Annotated in this window: 13 protein-coding genes; 9 read left to right on the top strand and 4 right to left on the bottom strand. The window is 71.4% G+C overall.

Going from position 1 to position 18055, the window contains the following annotated elements:
• Window positions 1–4: 4 nt before the first annotated feature.
• Window positions 5–2554, bottom strand: coding sequence for a discoidin domain-containing protein (locus ITP53_RS30915; protein WP_195898991.1), 2550 nt, complete (start codon window positions 2552–2554; stop codon window positions 5–7).
• 93 nt (window positions 2555–2647) lie between these two features.
• Window positions 2648–3838, bottom strand: a complete 1191-nt coding sequence (locus ITP53_RS30910; RefSeq protein ID WP_195898990.1) for an ROK family protein — start codon at window positions 3836–3838, stop codon at window positions 2648–2650.
• 161 nt (window positions 3839–3999) lie between these two features.
• Here ITP53_RS30910 and ITP53_RS30905 point away from each other — a divergent pair, with 161 nt between their 5' ends.
• The 6 genes from ITP53_RS30905 (at window position 4000) to ITP53_RS30880 (ending at window position 11007) form a co-directional block, all read left to right on the top strand.
• Complete coding sequence (locus ITP53_RS30905) at window positions 4000–5217, top strand: ABC transporter substrate-binding protein (protein WP_195898989.1); 1218 nt, start codon at window positions 4000–4002, stop codon at window positions 5215–5217.
• 1 nt (window position 5218) lies between these two features.
• On the top strand, window positions 5219–6187 hold the full coding sequence (locus ITP53_RS30900) for a carbohydrate ABC transporter permease (protein WP_195898988.1): 969 nt from the start codon (window positions 5219–5221) through the stop codon (window positions 6185–6187).
• A complete protein-coding gene (locus tag ITP53_RS59515) occupies window positions 6184–7023 on the top strand; it encodes a carbohydrate ABC transporter permease (RefSeq protein ID WP_195898987.1) in 840 nt (279 codons plus the stop codon). The genes ITP53_RS30900 and ITP53_RS59515 overlap by 4 nt, the downstream gene beginning before the upstream one ends.
• A 28-nt stretch (window positions 7024–7051) precedes the next feature.
• Complete coding sequence (locus ITP53_RS30890) at window positions 7052–9013, top strand: beta-galactosidase (protein WP_195898986.1); 1962 nt, start codon at window positions 7052–7054, stop codon at window positions 9011–9013.
• Window positions 9014–9131: 118 nt separating this feature from the next.
• A complete protein-coding gene (locus ITP53_RS30885) occupies window positions 9132–9551 on the top strand; it encodes a hypothetical protein (protein ID WP_195898985.1) in 420 nt (139 codons plus the stop codon).
• Between the two features lie 187 nt (window positions 9552–9738).
• Window positions 9739–11007 carry a hypothetical protein gene (locus ITP53_RS30880; RefSeq protein ID WP_195898984.1) on the top strand — a complete coding sequence of 423 codons (1269 nt, stop codon included), beginning with the start codon at window positions 9739–9741 and terminating at the stop codon, window positions 11005–11007.
• 37 nt (window positions 11008–11044) lie between these two features.
• On the opposite strand, the gene ITP53_RS30875 is transcribed toward ITP53_RS30880, so the two are convergent.
• A complete protein-coding gene (locus ITP53_RS30875; RefSeq protein ID WP_195898983.1) occupies window positions 11045–11611 on the bottom strand; it encodes an RNA polymerase sigma factor in 567 nt (188 codons plus the stop codon).
• A gap of 182 nt (window positions 11612–11793) precedes the next feature.
• Between ITP53_RS30875 and ITP53_RS30870 the strand changes: the two genes are divergently transcribed.
• From ITP53_RS30870 to ITP53_RS30860, 3 genes are read left to right on the top strand one after another with little or no spacing between them, the layout of a single operon-like run.
• Window positions 11794–12504, top strand: coding sequence for a Crp/Fnr family transcriptional regulator (locus ITP53_RS30870; RefSeq protein ID WP_195898982.1), 711 nt, complete (start codon window positions 11794–11796; stop codon window positions 12502–12504).
• Between the two features lie 22 nt (window positions 12505–12526).
• A complete protein-coding gene (locus ITP53_RS30865) occupies window positions 12527–13813 on the top strand; it encodes an oxygenase MpaB family protein (protein WP_195898981.1) in 1287 nt (428 codons plus the stop codon).
• Window positions 13810–17025 carry an ATP-binding protein gene (locus ITP53_RS30860; RefSeq protein ID WP_195898980.1) on the top strand — a complete coding sequence of 1072 codons (3216 nt, stop codon included), beginning with the start codon at window positions 13810–13812 and terminating at the stop codon, window positions 17023–17025. Before ITP53_RS30865 ends, ITP53_RS30860 begins: the two co-directional genes overlap by 4 nt.
• Window positions 17026–17156: 131 nt before the next feature.
• Here ITP53_RS30860 and ITP53_RS30855 read toward each other — a convergent pair whose 3' ends face one another.
• Complete coding sequence (locus ITP53_RS30855; protein ID WP_195898979.1) at window positions 17157–17903, bottom strand: SDR family NAD(P)-dependent oxidoreductase; 747 nt, start codon at window positions 17901–17903, stop codon at window positions 17157–17159.
• Between the last annotated feature and the right edge of the window lie 152 nt (window positions 17904–18055).

Genomic DNA, 18055 nt, shown 5'->3' with positions numbered 1-18055 from the left:
CGGGTCAGGGAAAGGCGACCACCTTCACCGGGATCGTGTCGGTGCCCTGCGCCGGCCCGCCGGTGTCGTTGATGACGTGCGCGATGGTCCCGTTGCCGCCGAGCGACACCGTGAGCAGGTTGTGGAAGCGCACGCCCGAGCGCACGGGCGTCTCGAAGCCGCGCTCGGCCACGACGCTCGGATCGACGTTGAAGTAGCAGTACGCCCCCAGCCCCCACGCCTCGTGCGAGGTGACCGAGTCGGCCACCTTGTATGACGCGTAGCCCCGGGTGGAGCCGTTCATCCAGGCGGCCTGGTTGGGCGGATCGTACGGCATCTCGTTCTGGAAGAAGATGGTCCGCCCACGTTGCCCGTTCCAGACGACCTGGTACTTCTGGTAGTGCTCGACGAACAGGCCGTAGGCCATGACGTCGTCACCGTTGACGATCAGGCCGGTGTCGGCGGTGTTGACGTTCCAGCCGATGCCGGTGCCGTGGTCGCCGCGCCAGGCCCAGATGTGGTCGATGATCGTGTGGTCGCTGTTGACGACCAGGCTCGTGGTCGCCTTGCCGGCGTGGGCGCCGCCGATGCGGAAGAACACGTCCTGGATCGAGATGGGGTTCGCGGCGTGCGCGGCCGACGAGCCGGACGGGCCGACCTCCATGAGGATCGGCGAGTTGACGGCGCCCGCGTCGAACAGCAGACCGGCGACCTTGACGCCGTCCACGTCGGCGATCCGCATCGGCACGACGCCGTTGTCCGGGATGATCGTGGCGTAGCCGAGGCCGAGCACGACCGTGTTGGCGCGGTTGACGTTGATGGTCTGGTCGGCGTGGTAGATGCCGGGCGTGAAGAGCAGGTTCAGGCCGGAGGCGAGCGCGGCGTTGATGGTGGCGGCGCTGTCGCCGGGCTTGGCGACGTAGAACTGGGTGAGCGGGATCGAGGTGCCCGTGCCGGGCCAGTTGACGCCGCGCGAGTTCTGCCGCAGGGCAGGGACGAAGACCTGGTAGGCGCCGGCCGAGTCGACGTACAGGAAGGGCTTCTCCCTGGTCACGGGGCTGGTGTCGAGCGTCGTGTACGGCGGCTCCGGGAAGGACTGGGCGGGCGCGCCCGCGACGCCGGAGAAGACCATGTTCCAGACGCCGTTGAGCCAGCCGCCGATGTTGCTGTCACGGGTGAACCACTGCTGCTGCGAGTACGGCTGCACGGTCCCGTCGATCCTGCTGTCGGCGATGTAGCCGCCGCTGGCCCAGCCGTACCCGCTGGGCGCCAGGTTGAGGTTGCCCCTGACGTGCATCCGGCGGAACGGCGCGGCCTGCGAGACCGCCCACTGGTTGGTGCCGCCGGTCGGGGTGATCGACAGGTTCTCGGCCGAGCGCCAGAAGTTCTGCGTGGCGTTGCCGCCGAACCAGCCGGCGTCCACCCTGACCTGGCCGTTGATGGTGACGTCGTCGGGGTTGCGGCCGAGGCCCATGATCGAGGTGTAGAAGCCGATGTCGGCGGTGACGTTGTAGCTGCCCGGCTTGAACAGCAGGGCGTGCCGCTGGAGGCCGAACTGGTTGTCCTCCATCTGGTCGAACACCGAGTTGAGCGTGGACTGGATGCTCGCCGACGACATGGACGGGTCGAAGACGTGCACGTTGGGGCCGAGGTCGCCGCCGCCGCCCGGCGGGGTCGATCCGGTGGTGCGCACCGTGAGCTCCCACAGCGAGTAGCCGTACGCGGTTGCCCTGACGGCGCCGTGCACGCGGACGTAGCGCCCGCTGCCGGACACGTTCAGCGTCTGGGTGCCGCCGGGACCGGTCGTGGTCGAGTAGACGTCCGTCCAGGTGGAGGCGTTGTCGGAGACCTGGACGCGGAACGATCTGGCGTAGGCCGCCTCCCACTGCAGCACGACCTGGCAGACCTGCAGGACCGAGCCGAGGTCGACCTGGATCCACTGCGGGTCGCTGAAGGCGCTGGCCCAGCGGGTGCCGGTGTTCCCGTCCACGGCGGCCGAGGCGGGCGTGCCCGCGCCCTCGGATGAGGACGCCGTGGCGGGCCGGTTGAGCGCGGCGTTGGCGGTGCCGCAACTCGTGCCGCCGCCGGTGGTGCCATAGACCTGGAGCTCCCACAGGGAGTAGCCGTAGGCGGTGGCGCGGGCGGTGCCGTGCACGCGGACGTAGCGGCCGCTGCCCGAGACGTTCAGCGTCTGGGTGCCGCCGGAACCGGTCGTGGTCGAGTAGACGTCCGTCCAGGTGGAGGCGTTGCCGGAGACCTGGACGCGGAACGCGGTCGCGTAGGCGGCCTCCCAGCGGAGTACGACGCTGGTGATGGTGGCGGTGGCGCCCAGGTCCACCTGGATCCACTGCGGGTCGCTGAACGCGCTGGCCCAGCGGGTGCCGGTGTTCCCGTCCACGGCGGCCGAGGCGGGCGTGGACGCGCCCTCGGATGAGGAGGCGGTCACGGGCCTGCCCTGCGACAGGAGCGGGTCGGCCGCCCGCGCCGGGCCCGCGACCAGGCTCGCGACCAGACTGGGAAGGATCAGAGCGAGGAGGGATGACCAGATGAGGGCGGGACTTCGGCGGGGGTGCACTGCTTCACCTCACGGACTGGGGGGTGTGTGAGAGCGCTCTATCGAGCAGAGCGTGCCTGCGCCCGAGACTTGTGTCAATGCTTGATTTAACTTCTAGGCAATAGTGGGGACGGATTCGTGAAACGCGGCGTCCCTGAAGAACGGCTCCAGCACGAGCGTCGCCGCGCCCAGCGCCACGGCGTCCGGCCCGAGGCGGCCGAGCACGATCGTGTCCGGCCTGAACGGCTGCGCCTGCGTGTTGGCGGCGGTGGCCGCGCGGATCTCCGCCAGCAGCCGGCCGCCGAGCATGAGCCCCGCCCAGCCGCCGATGACGATGCGCTCCGGGTTGAACAGGTGGACCAGGCTCGACAGGCCCACACCCAGCAGCTCGACACTCTCGCCGATGACCGGTGAGCCCTCTTCGAGCAGCCGGGCGAGCGCGCCCTCCTCGTCGGCGGAGTCGGCGACCACGCCCGCGCGGTCGAGCATCGCCTCGGCGCCCAGGTAGGCCTCCAGGCAGCCGCGCGCACCGCACCGGCAGGCCCGGCCGCCCGCGACGATCTTCAGGTGGCCGACCTCGCCGGCCGCCTTGCCGGCGCCCCGGTAGATGTCGCCGTCGGTGACGATCGTGCCGCCGACGCCCGAGCCCATGAGGACGATGATCGCGTCGCGGGTGCCCTTGCCCGAGCCGAACCACAGCTCGGCCTGCCCCATGGTCTTGGCGCCGTTGTCGACGTGGAGCGGCAGCGTGGTCCCCGCCCGCAGCAGCGCGCCGAGCGGGACCGCCTCCCAGCCGAACGTCTTGGCCCGCACCAGCGCGTCAGGCCCCGGCTCGACGATGCCAGGCACGCCGACGCCGACGCCGAGCACCTGCTCCGGTCGCACCTCGCCCTCCGCGATCACCGCGTCCACGCCGGTCAGGATGTGGCGGGCGACCAGTTCGGGGTCGTGCTTGGCCGAGCGGACGGCGTAGTGCGCCCTGGCCCGCTCCTTCATCTCCAGGTCGAACAGCTCGACCCTGACCTGGGTCTCGCCCACGTCGACGCCGACGGCGTACCCGTAGGCGGGGTTGACCTTGAGCAGGACGCGGGGGCGGCCGCCGTCGGAGTCGACGTGGCCCGCCTCGACGATGACGTGCCCGGCCAGCAGGTCGGCGGTCATGGTGCTGACGGTGGCCGCGCTGAGGCCGGTCGCGGCGGACAGCTCGTTGCGGCTCGCGGCGCCGCCGAAATAGAGCGCGCGCAGGAGCATCGCGCGGTTGCCCCTGCGGAGATCTCGTACGGTCCTGCGCCCTGACGTGCCCATCCTCGTCCCCCGTCCGTCTCTGAAACCGGCCTGGCCATGTTAGTTCAAGGCTTGAAGAGCCATGTAGGCCCGCCCGATGAAGGCGCCGTTACCAAAGCGTTTCCTGACTTTATTCGGAGCTTAGATTATGGTCTGGCCATCCCCCCGATGAGGAGACTTCAATGAGCCGACGACTTGTGCGCGGCACCGCGGCGGCGGTGCTCGTGGCCGGGCTGGCCGCCTGTGGCGGCGACGGCGGGCAGGGTTCTGGCGCCGCGGAGCGAACTCTCACGTTCTGGATGTACCAGGACCGCACCCCGCAGGCGGGCCAGGTGATCGAAAAGGTCCGCCAGGACTTCGAGCAGGCCAACCCCGGCGTCGCGGTCAAGATCGTCAAGATACCGAAGGACGACTACAACACCAAGCTCGGCAGCGCCGTGGCCGGCGCGAGCGCCCCCGACGCGGGCATTCTCGACCAGCCCCTGGTCTCCAAGTACGCCCTCGACGGCACGATCAAGGAGGTGCCCGCCGGTCTGATCGACGAGGCCGGCTTCTACAAGGGCGCACTCGACACCAACCGGGCCGGCGGCAAGCTCTTCGGCCTCCCCCAGGACCAGACCACGGTCGCCCTTTTCTACAACAGGAAGCTGGTGCCGGCCCCGCCGAAGACCTGGGACGAGCTGAAGCAGGTGGCCGCCCGGGTGCACGCCGCCGACGCGAACGTGGCCGGCATGAACGTCCCCAAGGGCGACGGGTACGGCGCCTGGATGTTCCCCGGCGTCGTACACGGCGCCGGCGGCCAGATGGTCGACGACGCGGGCAAGAAGGTGCTGTTCGACCAGCCGCCCGCGGTGGAGGCGCTGCAACTCTGGGTGGACCTGCTCAAGTCCTCGCCGCGTCAGATCACCGACTCGGACAAGCCCTTCGAGAACGGCCTGGCCGCCATGACGATCACAGGGCCTTATGACGTGCCGACGATCCGGGAGCAGTTCCCCGACCTGGACTTCGGCGTGGCACCGCTGCCGTACAAGACCGAGCCGGCCGGCAACATCGGCGGCGAGAACTCCGTCGTCTTCTCCACCAGCGAGAACGCCGACCTGGCGTGGAAGTGGCTGGCGTTCATGAACAACGCCGCGAACAACGGCCCGGTCGCCGACGCGCTCGGCGGCTTCCCTGTCAACCTCAAGGCGCAGGTCGTCGCGGGCGGCCCGGAGCAGGCGGCGTTCCTTGAGCAGCTCAAGGTGGCGCACGCCCGGCCGGCCGTGCCGCAGTGGATCCAGGTCAACGACGAGATCATCGCCCCGGCGCTGGAGTCGGCGCTGGTGGGCAAGGCCACGGCCCAGCAGGCGCTCACGGACGCCGCCGCGAGGACCCGCTCCCTGCTCGGCTGGAACAGCTGACGTGACCGCGCCCGTCCTGGCGGATCAGCCGGGCGTGGCGACCGGCCCCGGGCGGCGGCGGTCCGGCCGCCGCCCGGCGCGCCGCCGCGACCACCTGACCGGCTGGCTCCTGGTCGCCCCGGCACTGCTCTACTTCCTGGTCTTCCTGCTGTATCCGGCCCTGTCGGCCCTCTACTACAGCTTCACGGACTGGAACCTGCGCACAGAGGCCAACTGGGTCGGCCTGGCCAACTACGCGGACCTGATGTTCGACGACGTCAAGTACCCGCACTTCTGGAAGTCGGTGCGGGTCACGCTGCAGTACGCGCTGATCGCCGTGCCGCTGACCATGGTGGCCGCACTGGCGCAGGCGCTGCTGCTGAACGCGATCAGGCGCGGCGCGAACGTGTTCAGGCTGCTGCTGTTCCTGCCGGTCGTCACGGCCGAGGCCGCGGTCGGCGCGATCTGGCGCTGGCTCTACGACCCGCAGTACGGCCTGATCAACTCGGTGCTCGGCCTGGCCGGCATCCCCGGCCAGAACTGGCTCAACACGCCGGAACTGGTCATCCCGGCGCTGGCCTTCATCGCGGCCTGGCAGTGCGGTATCTCGATGATCATCTATCTGGCGGGGCTGAAGGCCATCCCCGGCGCCATTCAGGAGGCGGCGGTCATCGACGGGGCCGGGCCTTGGCAGCGGTTCTGGCGGGTGACCTTCCCGATGCTCCGGCCGACCACGTTCTACCTGCTGGTGACGGGCGTGATCGCGGCGCTGCAGGTGTTCGGCCTGGTGTACGTGATCTTCTCCGGCAACGGGCGCAGCGTCACCGGCGGCCCCGAGCAGTCCGGCCTGACCTACGTGCTGCACCTCTACCTCTTCGCCTTCCGCTACGACGCCATGGGAGCGGCCTGCGCGATGTCGTTCATCCTGCTCGTGTTCATCATGATCGTGACCGCGCTGCAGTTCAGGTTCGTGCGGCAGGAGGCGTCGTGAGGGCCCGCACGATCTCCATCTACGTGGCGCTGGTGCTGCTGGCGGCCGTGTCGGTGGTGCCGTTCCTGTGGATGCTGGCCACCTCGGTCAAGCACGGGCCGGACATCTACAACAAGGTGCCGGCCCTGCTGCCGCTGGACAAGAAGACCGGCGAGTGGTCGGCGACGCTCGGCAACTACGAGTACGTCCTCGGCGTCGGCGGCCTCGGCGACGCGTTCGTCAACAGCGTGTGGGTGTGCGCGCTGCTGGTGCCGGCCAAGCTGCTGGTCGACGCGCTGGCCGCGTACGCGTTCGCGCGGATCCCGTTCCCCGGCCGCGACAAGCTGTTCGTGATCATGCTGGCCGGCATGATGGTGCCGGCGGTCACCCTGCTGGTGCCGCGCATCCACGTCACGCAGGCGCTCGGCATGTTCGACTCCGGGTGGGGGCTCATCGTCCCGAACATCGCCTCGGTGCTCGACATCTTCCTGTTGCGGCAGTTCTTCCTGTCGATCCCCGGCGAGCTGGAGGAGGCCGCGCTCATCGACGGCGCGGGCCGGCTGCGGGTCTTCTGGCGGATCGTGCTGCCGCTGTCGAAGCCCGTGCTGGCGGTCGTCACGATCACCAGCTTCCTGTTCCACTGGAACGACCTGGTGTGGCCGCTGCTCGTGACCAACGACCCCGAGCTGTACACGCTGCCGCTGGCGTTGCAGCAGCTCGTGGCCAGCCCGGACGGCGGGCGGGCCTACTACGTCATGGCGGGCGCCACGCTCGCCGTCCTGCCGGTGATCGCGGTGCTGCTGGTCTTCCAGCGCCGCATCCTGCAGGGCATCGCGTTCACCGGTCTCAAGGGTTGACCCGGTCTTCATGGTGAAGGAGTTCAGTGTGTTCATCGAGGTCCGCGACGGGGTCGCCGTCATCGACGGCGTGCCGCGGGTGCTCGTCACCGCCGACTATCCGTACTACCGCGACGATCCGGCCGTGTGGGCCGATCGGCTGCGGGCCGTACGCGACGAGCTCGGGATCGAGGTGGTCACCTGCTACCTGCCCTGGCGGCACCACCAGCCGGAACCCGGCATCGCCCCCGACTTCACCGGCGCCACCCATCCGGCCAGGAACGTCGCCGGCTTCCTGGCGCTCTGCCGGGAGCTCGGACTGCGGGTGATCGCCAAGCCGGGGCCCTTCATCCACGCCGAGGTCACCTATGGCGGTCTGCCCGACTGGGTGTGCCCGGAGGCGGACCCGTCGATCGAGCCGCTGCTGGACGCGTACGGGCGCCCGTCGCGCTGGGTGGACGGCTCGGGCGGCGCGGGACGGGCGCTGCCCGCGCCGCTGGGCCCGGCGTTCCTGGCCAGGGCCACGCAGTGGCTGTCGTCGGTGGGCAAGGAGGTGCTCGGCCAGGACGTCCCGGTCATCGCGCTGCAGATCGCGAACGAGGGCGTCTACACCAGTGGCGCGCTGCCGCTGACGGCCTACGACTACGGGCCGTCCGGGGTGGCGTTCTTCCGCGACCGGCTGCGGGCCTGGTACGGGACGCTGGAGGCGTACAACGGGGCGCACGGGACGTCGTTCGGCGACTGGGCGGAGATCGAGCCGCCCAGGGGGCCGGGAGGGCTGCTCGCGCCGGCCGACTGGGGGCGCTTCCACGCTGACTACCTGGCCGAGGTCTACCGTGTCTGGACCCAGGCCGTCGGCTCCGACCTGCCCGTCGTCGTCAACCTGAACCCGCCGACCGTGCCCGAGCTGGACGACTGGCTGGCCCGGGTCAGGCCGGAGCTGTGGGGCGACATCTCCTACGGCTTCACCAACTGGATGGGGGTCGTCTCGGCGGACCGCGACGCGCAGGCCCGTTACGTGATCGCCGCCAAGCGCGCACCGGGCCCGAACCTGGAGGAGAACTGGGGTTTCTCCAAGCTCTACCACCCGGCCTACATCGACGGCGCGACCAGCTTCCACCAGTCGCTGCTGGCGATGGCGGCGGGCGCGACCGGGTTCAACGTCTACACCGGGGTCGCCACCTCGGGCTGGGCGCCGGACCTCGACGCGGCGCACGCCGGGCCGTACCCCGACTGCGCGCCGATCGACGCGCGCGGCGCGGCCACGGCCAAGGCGCCGGTGGTGCGGGCGCTGGCGGACTTCTTCGCGCGGCACGGGGCGGAGTTCCTGGAGTCCGCGGGGACGGCGCGGGACGCGTTCGGGCTGTACCTGCCGTACGCGGGGATCGCGGCGCTGTCGGGGCCCGAGGGCCCGCAGTGCGGCCGGCCGCTGCGCGCCTTCCACGAGCGGATGCGCGGGCGCGGCCTGGACTACGCGGTGGTCGACCTGGAGCACGTGACGGCCGGGGAGCTGGCCGCGTACCGGACGGTCACCGTGCCGGGCGGGCCCTTCATGCACCGCGGCGTCCAGCGGCTCCTCGCCGCCTACGCGGCCGCGGGCGGCCGGGTGCTGGTCGACGGGCCGGTGCCGGCGCTGGACGAGCGCCTGGCCCCGTGCGCCCTGATCACCCCGTCCACTCCCCCACCGGACACCGCCGAGAGCCTCATCCTGTACGGCGACGCCGACGCGTTCCTGCGCAGCCATCCGGACCGCGACGTCCACTACCTCGTCGTGCTCGTCCAGACCGGCAACGAGGGCCCGATCGGCGTGCGGACGCCGTACGGGACGGTCGAGGTCGTCGCGGCCGCGGGCGGCGCGGCGGTGCTGCGCCTGGCCGGCGGGGAGCTCGGCGACCTCGTGGTCAAGGGCGTCAACGCCTACCTGTCGTGCGCGGTGGAGGCAGGCGTGCGGCTGAACGGCGAGCGCGCCGGCGCCTCGGGCCCCGGAGACCTGATCAGGATCGCCGAGTGAGCGCGCCCTGACAAAATCAGGAATTTTCTCGTCAGAAGGGACGCGTATTTCGCCGCCGGTGTCGCCGCTCTGCACCTTCACACGGGGACCGGGATCCCCACAGAAAAGGGAGAACGACATGGCGACCGGTGAATTCCAGGTGATGAAAGTGCCGGCCGAGCAGCTGACCGGCATTCTCCACGGCCAGGTCGTCGATCCGGGCGCCCAACCGACGAACGTGGTACGGAGCAACGAGGGTTGGACCGTGGACGTGAGCTGGGAGGTGACCGGCGAGCTGGTCGACTGGCTGGCCGGACGCTGGCAGTTGGAGATCATCGCGGACCTGCTGGGGGGCGGCGAGACGAGGCATCCCGCGCCCCCGGTGGAGATGACCTTCACCCCCGGCTCGGGCCGATATACCGCCTCCGTTCCGATGCGCGGGGAACTCGCCCCCGGCACATATGACCTGGTGGTCAATCTCACCACCACGACCGCCGCCGGCACGGCGGGAACGCTCGGCGGTTTCGTCGTGATCAGCAAGATTATGGTGCAGGAATGACCGCGGCCGTCCGGGGCGGCCGGGGCCGCCCCGGACGGCGTGCAAGCCCGTCGCAAGTCGCTTCTCCTATGCTCCTGCTGGCGGCCACGGGGCACGGCGGGCCGCCGACTGTATCTGACGCCGCCGGACCGGCTCCTTACTTCTTGAGCACTCCGGCAGGCGACGGGACCAGCAAACGGGAGACCCCATGTCCGACACTCCGATGACCGCGGACGACGTGCTGCGCATCGCCGCCTACAAGGACCGGAGCCCGGCGCTCGAAGCGATGGTCATCGCCTACAGTTACCACCGCGTCGCCGCGGACCTCGCCGCGCACCTCGGCCGGGACGGCAACAACTGGTACTGCTACGCCACCTGGACGTCCAAGGCGGTCGGCGAGAGCCTGGACCTCACCCCTGACTCGCCGTTCATCGCCGACTTCGGCCGCCGGCTGCGCGTGCCGCAGCGCTTCAGGAGGTTGTTCCGGGCCACGCTGCTCACCCTGCTCGGCCCCAGCTACCACCTCGGGCTGGCACTGGCCAACCGCGCCATCTTCCTGGAGACGGCCAGCCTGGCTGTCAACCTGTGGCAGGACACGCCCGACCGCTTCCTCAGGGTGAGCCCGGAGTCCGCCCTGACTCCGGCGCCGCCGGAGTTCCTGACGAAGCTGCTGGAGAAGGCCGACCCGCGCTACCTGAAGGACGCCGCGCGGCTCCTGCTGGAGGCCAAGGAGGCCACCGACCCCGCCGAGCGGGCCGAGTTGGTGCTCGGCGCCAACATCGCGTTGTCGGCGTACGAGCAGAAGCGCGCGCAGAAGGCCCTGGAGCTGGTGCTCTACCGGCCGGTCAGGTGGCTGACCCGGGTGTCGTGGCGCTCGCTGCGCTCCCTGGTGACGCGCCGCCCCTTCCCCAGGTTCCGCCTCTACAGCGCGCGGCACGAGGACCAGCCGTGGCTGACGCGGGTGCTGGAGGAGAAGTGGTCCTCGCTCTACACCCGCCACCTGTTCTCGGTACGCACGCCGCTCAGCGACATCAAGGTCGGCCGACCGCTGACCGCGCCCGAGGGCGTCGACCTGGCGGCGTGCTGGGCACCGATCCAGGACGAGCGGGTGCGGAAGCTGGCCGAGGAGTTCATCACGGAGGACCTGGAGGCGTCCACGGCCGGGGTCGCGGACTGGGTGTCCTACCCCGACCGCATGCGCTTCATCGTCAGCTACTTCCGCGTCTACCACACCGTGGCCGCGCTCTACGACGTGCCGTTCGGCAAGGAAGTCGCCGCGGGCCTGGCGGAGGAGATGGAGCGCGGACTGGTCCCCCAGGCCATCAGCGACATGTTCCAGAACAACCCCGCGCTGCCCACGATCCGGCGCAAGCTCTACCGCTATCCAGCCGAGACCGACCCGGACGCGTACGAGATGGCGCACTTCGACTTCGAACCGTTCCTGGAGGCGATCCCGCTTGATCCGCCAGAGAAGTAGGCCGCCAGGCAGCCCGAGCAGGTCGGTCCCGGGCAGATCAGTCCAGGAAGTCGCGGGTGATCTCGCGGGCCTGGAGCAGCCCGCGTAGCTTCGCGAAACAGCGGGCTCGGGTGGGCCCGATGCTTCCGACCGGCCTGCCCAGCTTGCGCGCCACGTCAACGTAGTGCGGCTCGGAGGTTTCCGTGAGCGCTCTGAACAACACCCGCTGCGCGTCCGGCAGCTCCTCGACCAGCTCTTCGAGCGTGCCGGCCAGCCAGATCCTGGCCAGCTGCCTGTCCACGTCGTCCGTGCTGCCCAGCGAGTCGAGGTCTGGCGTGCAGACCTCGCGCGTCCGCTTGGTGAGCTTCAGGCACTCGCGGAAGGAGATGGTGGCCAGCCAGCCGGCCATCCGCTGGCCGTCCTCGACGCTCCCGAGGTTCTGCCAGGCCAGCAGCCAGGTGGTCTGCAGCACGTCCTGGGCGTCCTCGTGGCTGAGCCTGAAACGGCGGATTCGGGCCTTGAGCATGGGGGTGAACTCCTCGATCAGCCGCTCCCACGCTCCAGCGTCACCGTCCTGCGCGGCCGAGACCAGTGCGGCCGTGTCGAGGCGGGTCTCCACATGCATGTCGTTCTCCCTGCCGGTCCGGGTACTCGGGGGGTCTCCATGTCCGGCCGGCACACCCAAGGTGCGCCTGATGATCTGCCGAGGCTGTCTCGGGCGTGACAGTCCCGATGTGTTCCTCGTCACATTCGCGGGACCGGTGACGCCTTACTGCTCTGCGGCGGAATGCGGCTTAAAGTTCTTGCATGAGCGGGCGAAGCGGGGTGCCGCACGACGCCGAGCCGGTCGCCGCCGTGCTGGCGGAGATCCCGCTGTTCCGCGTGCTCGGAGAGAGCGGCATCCGGAGCGCCGCACGGGCCGGGCTGGCGCGCAGGTACCGGTCCGGCCAGATCATCTTCCACCAGGGGGACCGGGGAGAGTCTCTTCACGTCCTGCTGGACGGCCTGGTGAAGGTGGTGTTCACCACGGAGCACGGCGACGAGATCGTGCTCAACATGCTGAGCCGGGGCGACACCTTCGGGGAGATGGCGTTGCTGGACGGCTCACCGCGTTCGGCCTCGATCGTGACGGTGCGCCCGGCGTGGGTGTTCGCGCTGCCCAGGGCGCGGCTGCTGGAGCTGATGCGGGAGCACCCCGGCCTGGCCGACGAGTTCCTGCGGATGCTCGGCCACATGGTCCGCAGACTCACGGACCAGGCCGCCGACCTGGCCTTCCTCGACCTGGGCGGGCGGCTGGCGAAGCTGCTGCTGCAACTGGCAGACAAGCACGGCAAGTCCGACGACGTGGTGGACCTGCCCGGCCTGACCCAGTCCGACCTCGCCGCGCTGATCGGCGCGACGCGGCCGGCCGTGAACCGGGCCCTGCAGTCCCTCGTGGCGCGGCACCTCATCGCCATCGAAGGCCGGACGATCACGCTGCTGGACGTCGCCGCCCTGAGAAAACGGGGCGGCCTCTGACCGAAACTGGAGTACGGGGCATATGAACGAGCGAGACGACGCCGAGCGCTGGCCTGAGGAGAGATTCCGGCGGCTCAGGCAGCAGGCGGACCCGGACATCGACAAGGTGGTGACCGCCTACCTCGAATCACGGCCCGGCGAGGGCGGCCCTCTGGAGCTGCTGCGGGCGGTGATCGCGGAGCTGGGGCAGGCCAAGCGGGAGGCCAGGGAGCCCTCGGGAGCACCGCCCGCGTCCGGCATCTTCGAGGCCATCGACTTCGCCAAGGAGCTGCCCGAATGGGGCGACGACCGCGAACTGCTGGCCAGGGGGCAGGCCGTGTTCGCCGACTACGGGCTCTACCAGTCGGCCGCGCTGTTCTGCAAGTGCCTGCCGATGGCGTACGTCGAGGTGTCCAGCGCCAAGGTGCTGGCCGGCGTCTCCGGCCTGGCCACGCACAGCCTCACCCGGCGGGTGGCCGAGACCGGGCAGATGCTGGTCGACGTGATGGGGCTGAAGGCCACCGACAGCCTGCACCCCGGCGGCCCGGGGCACACGACCGCGATCGGGCTGCGGCTCCTGCACTCGTTCGTCCGCGCCCTGGTCGACGAGCGCTATTCCGACCACTGGGACAAGGAGAGGTACGGCCCGCCGGTCAACCAGGAGCTGCTGCTGGCCACCATCTTCGACTTCTCCGTGGTGACGTGGGAGGCTCTGGAGACGATGGGCGTGGTGCTGAGCGAGGAGCAACGCGCGGCCCACCTCTACACGTGGAGCGTCTTCGGCCACCTCATGGGCGTGGACGCCTGCCGCGACGGGCCACTCACGCTCGCCGACGTCGAGCCGGTCAGCGAGCGCCTGGGCCGGCTCTACGAGTCCAGCGACGAGGGCCGCCTGCTGATGGCGCGGCTGCTGGAGGAGATGGAGGCGTTCATGCACCTGGGGTGGCGCAAGCTGCCGCGCAGCCTGGTGCACTGGATCTTCCGCGACGCCGCGTACGGCGCCGACCGGGTGCCCGAGCTGCTCGGCGTGCCGAAGCCGGCCTGGTGGTGCACGGCCCTGTTCGCGGCCGCGCGGTCCGCGCACCGGCACTCCAGGCTGACCGGGCCCGTCGACGGGGTGATCCGCTGGCTGGTGCGCAGGGCCGGGCGGCACATCGTGGTCGCCCTGATCGACCGCCACTCGGGCGGGCAGGCGGCGTTCCAGATCCCCGGGGAGCTGGCCCGCGCGTGGCGGATCAGGCAGTCGCCGGCCGCGGTCAGGACCCGCGGGATCCGCCAGGGCGTCCGTCAGAGGGTACGCACCCCCGCGCGGAAGGGGCTGCGGACATGAGCGCCCCGCACGAGCCGGGCACCCTGACCACGGCGACCCTCATGTTCACCGACGTGGTCAGCTCGACCGCGCTGCGGATCAGGCTCGGCGAGGAACGCGCCAACGTCGTCTTCCGCCGCCTCTACCAGCTCCTCCACTCGGTGGTGACGGCGAACGGCTCGACGTTCACCAAGAGCCTCGGCGACGGGCTGATGGCCGTGTTCGACTCGGCCACGGCCGGGCTCGACGCGATCATCGCGGTGCAGCAGGCCGTGGCCGACGAGAACGAGCGGGCGATGGAGAAGATCTCCGTCAGGGCCGCGCTCGCCGCCGGCGACGTGTGCTGGGGACACGACGACGTCAGCGGGCTGCCGACGGTGGAGGCGGCCCGGCTGGTCGCGGTGGCGGAGGGCGGCCAGGTGCTCTGCACCGACCTGGTACGGCGGCTGGCGCAGGGCCGCAGCCGGCACGAGTTCAAGGATCTCGGGCGGCTGCCCGGCAAGGGGCTGCGCGAGCCGCTGCACACGTACGAGTTGCACTGGCAGAACGCCGACCACCACCAGAGCGGCGCGCTGGCGTCGTGGCTGGACCACGGTCACGTGCTGCCGTTCGTCGGCCGGGACGCTGAACTGCGGGCTCTGGAGGGGGAGCTGGCGGCGGCCGAGTTCGGCAGCGGGCTGGTGATCCTGCGAGGCGAGCCGGGGGTGGGCAAGACCCGGCTGGCGTCGGAGGTGGCCAGGCGGGCGCTCAAGCGGCAGTTCACGGTGCTGGCGGGGCGGTGCACGGATCCGGCGCGGCAGGCGTACGAGCCGATCGCGGGGGCGGTGGAGCGGCTGGCCCGCACCTCGCCCGCGCTGCTGCTGCGGGCCGGGGTCGACCAGCGGTGCGGCCAGCTCGTCCGCCTGGCGCCCTCGCTGGGCGCGCCGCCGCTGTCGCTGGAGGTGCCGCCCGCCACCGAGCCGGTCTCCGAGCGCTACCACCTGATGGCCGCCGCGCGCACGCTGATCGAGCGCCTGGCCACCGTACGACCGGTGCTGCTGGTGATCGACGACCTGCAGTGGGCGACGCTGGAGTCGCTGCAGATGCTGAGCGCCCTCATGTGGGACGCCGAGGCCATGCCGATGCTCATCCTGGCCACGTCGCGGCCCGTGCCGGTCGACGCCGCCGCGCCCACCATGCCGGAGCTGCACAAGCTGACCGCCGACGGCCGGGTCGTCCAGGTGTCGTCGTTCGGGCTGGACGAGGTGACCCACGTGTTGTCGCAGGTGCGCGGCGGCGCCGACGCCGAGCTGCTGCACCGGATCACCGGCGGGAACGCGTTCCTGATCAGCGAGGTGGCCAGGGAGCTGGCCGCGGGCAAGGACCTCGACGGGCTGACCGTGCCCGACTCGGTCACCAGGATGGTGATGGCGCGGCTGGCGCGGCTCCACCCGGACGCCAGGGATCTGGTCAGCCTGCTGGCCGTGGGCGAGCGGATGGAGCCGGCGGAGCTGCGGCTCGGGCTCGGACTCGACGAGGCCAGGTTCGTGGCCGCGGTGGAGGAGGCCATGGGCTCGGGCCTGGTGACCATGTCCGGTGGTGGCCCGTGCCAGTTCTCCCACGAGCTGACCAGGAACGCGCTCTACGCCACGCTCTCGCCGCCGCGCGCCGGGCTGCTGCACGGGCGGGTGGCCGACGCGCTGTTCCGGGCGGACCCGAAGGCCGCGGAGTCACGGCCGTACGTGGTGGCCGCGCACCTGCTGGCCGCCGCCGAGCACGGCCGCGACCCGGCCAGAGTGAGCGCGGCGGCGGACGCGGCGGTGCGCGCGGCGCAGCACGCGCTGGCCGGGCTGGCGCACCGCGAGGCGGTCACCTGGTACCAGCGGGTGCTCGACCTGCTGAACGACTTCCCCGGCGCCACCCAGGAGCGGCGCGCCGAGTTGCTCGTGGAGTGCGGCCGGGCGATGTGGCTGGCCGGTCACCCGGAGGCCAGGCCGACCCTGGTGCGCGCGGCCGACCTGGCCAGGGAGTGCGGGCGTGGCGACCTGATCGTCATGGCGGCGCTCGGCGGCGACCGCGGCCTCACCAGCATCTCGGCCACGCCCGAGATGGAGCGCATCGCGTTGCTGACCGAGGCGCGCCGGTTGGTCGACTCCACCGACCTGAGCACCAGGGCGCTGCTGGCGGCCCAGCTCGCCTCCGAGCTCATCTGGGCGCCCGACGGAGAGCGGCGCTTCGCGTTGAGCGACGAGGCGGTGGCGCTGGCCCGCAAGTCGGGCGATCCACGCACGCTGGCCCTCGTCCTGTGCCTGCGCAGCCTGACCATCATCCCGGCCGACCCGCTGCACCAGCGGCACAGGGACGGCGACGAGATGCTGGAGGCGGCCCGCCGGACGGGGGACGACCTCGCCCTGTTCCACGCGTACGTGCAGCGCACTCCCCCGGTGCTCGACAGCGGCGACGCCGCCCGCGCGGGGACGCTGCTCGACCAGGCCGACGAGCTGGCGCGCCGGTTGGCGCAGCCGCACCTCAACTGGCTGATCGGCTACTCCAAGGCGGGCCTGACGCTGATGCAGGGCGACCTGGCGCAGGCCGAGTCCGAGGCGCTGGCGGCCATGCGGCTGGGCTCGGAGATCGGGCGGCGGCTGGAGGCCGTGGCCATCTTCTCCGAGCAGATCGCCGAGATCCGGCGGCTCCAGGGCCGCCTGTGGGAGCTGCGCGACCGGCTGCGCCGGGCCGCGCGGGCGCCCCGCGTCGATCCGGTGCACGCGGTGCTGCGGTACCTGTGCGAAATGGGCGACGAGGAGGCCGCGCCGCTGCTGGACCGCATCCTGGCCGACCAGGGCGCGGTGCCGCCGCGCAACATGGCGCACCGGCCCGCACTCGACAACCTCGCCGTGGCCGCCTCCCACCTGGGCCGGGCGGAGCTGGCCGGGCAGCTGTACGACTCGCTGGCCGCCGACGGGGAGACGTTCGGGCACGGGACGATCGCGCACCACTGCGGTCACCACTACCTGGCCCATCTGTGCGTGACCATGGGCGACCCGCGCAAGGCCGCCGAGCATTTCGAGGCGGCGGCGGAGGTGCACGAGCGGCGTGGGGTGCCGCTGATGCTCGCCGAGTCGCTCCTGGACTGGGCGGACCTCCTGGACGGAGGCGGCCTGACCGGCCCCAAGCCGGCGGACCTGCGCGAGTGGTGCGCCACGCTCCTCTCCGGCCGCGGCGCCCTCCTCCTCGACCGCCGCCTCCACTGACCCGGCTGCCGTTCGGCGCAGGTGCTGATCCGCGACCGTCGGCCTAGGTGGTGATCCGCGACCGTCCGGCGCAGGTGGTGATCCGCGACCGTCCGGCGCAGGTGGTGACCCTCGCCCCGTCGGCGCAGGCGTCAGCGTAGGTAGGACGCGCCGTTCAGGTCCAGTACGGCGCCGCTCGCCCATTCGGCGGCCGGGGAGGCCAGGTACACGACGGCCGCCGCGATCTCCTCCGGGCGGGCCACGCGGCCGAACGGGCTCTGGGCGCGGATGGCGTCGCCTCGGGGGTTCTTGAGGTGTTCGTTCGTCATGTCGGTCTCCACGAAGCCGGGCGCCACGGTGGCGACCGCGATGCCGCGCGGCCCGAGGGCGATGGCGAGGGACTGGCCGAAGGCGTTCAGTCCCGCCTTGCTCGCCCCGTAGGCCGGGCTGTCCGGCTCACCGCGGAAGGCGCCGCGCGAGGAGACGTTGACGATCCGGCTTCCCGAGGCCATGTGCCGCAGCGCGCACCAGGTGACGTTGGCCGCGCCGGTCAGGTTGACGTCGATCGTCTGGCGCCAGGCCGCCTGCCACTCCTCGTAGGTCAGCTCGGTGACGGGGTGGTGGAGGAAGACGCCGGCGTTGTTCACCAGGACGTCGATCCCGCCGTCCAATGCCTTGGCCGCCGCGTCGACCATGTGCCGTACGTCGTCGGGGTCCGCCAGGTCCGCGCGTACGATGGCGTGGCCCTGGCCTTTCAGCCCCGCGAGCAGGCTCTCTGCCTGGCCGGCGGAGTCCCGGTGATGGATCGCGACCCGGTCCCCCTGCTCGGCGAACGCCGCCGCGATCGCGCGCCCGATCCCTCTCGACCCGCCGGTGACAAGCACTCCACGTCCACTCATTCGCCGCACATTAGCAGCAACCGGACCCCCACCCACTCCGGCCCCGAGCATCCCCCACACGAGCCAGCGCGGCCCTGGACGTCCCTCACAGGAGCCACGCCGGGGGGCACCCCCGGCCTCACAACGGGGCGGCCGGTCCACTGGGCCGACCT

It is taken from the genome of Nonomuraea cypriaca, assembly GCF_015645445.1.
Taxonomy (GTDB): domain Bacteria; phylum Actinomycetota; class Actinomycetes; order Streptosporangiales; family Streptosporangiaceae; genus Nonomuraea; species Nonomuraea cypriaca.
Note: the sequence above shows the minus strand (reverse complement) of the source record. Positions and strands in the feature narration are given on the sequence as shown.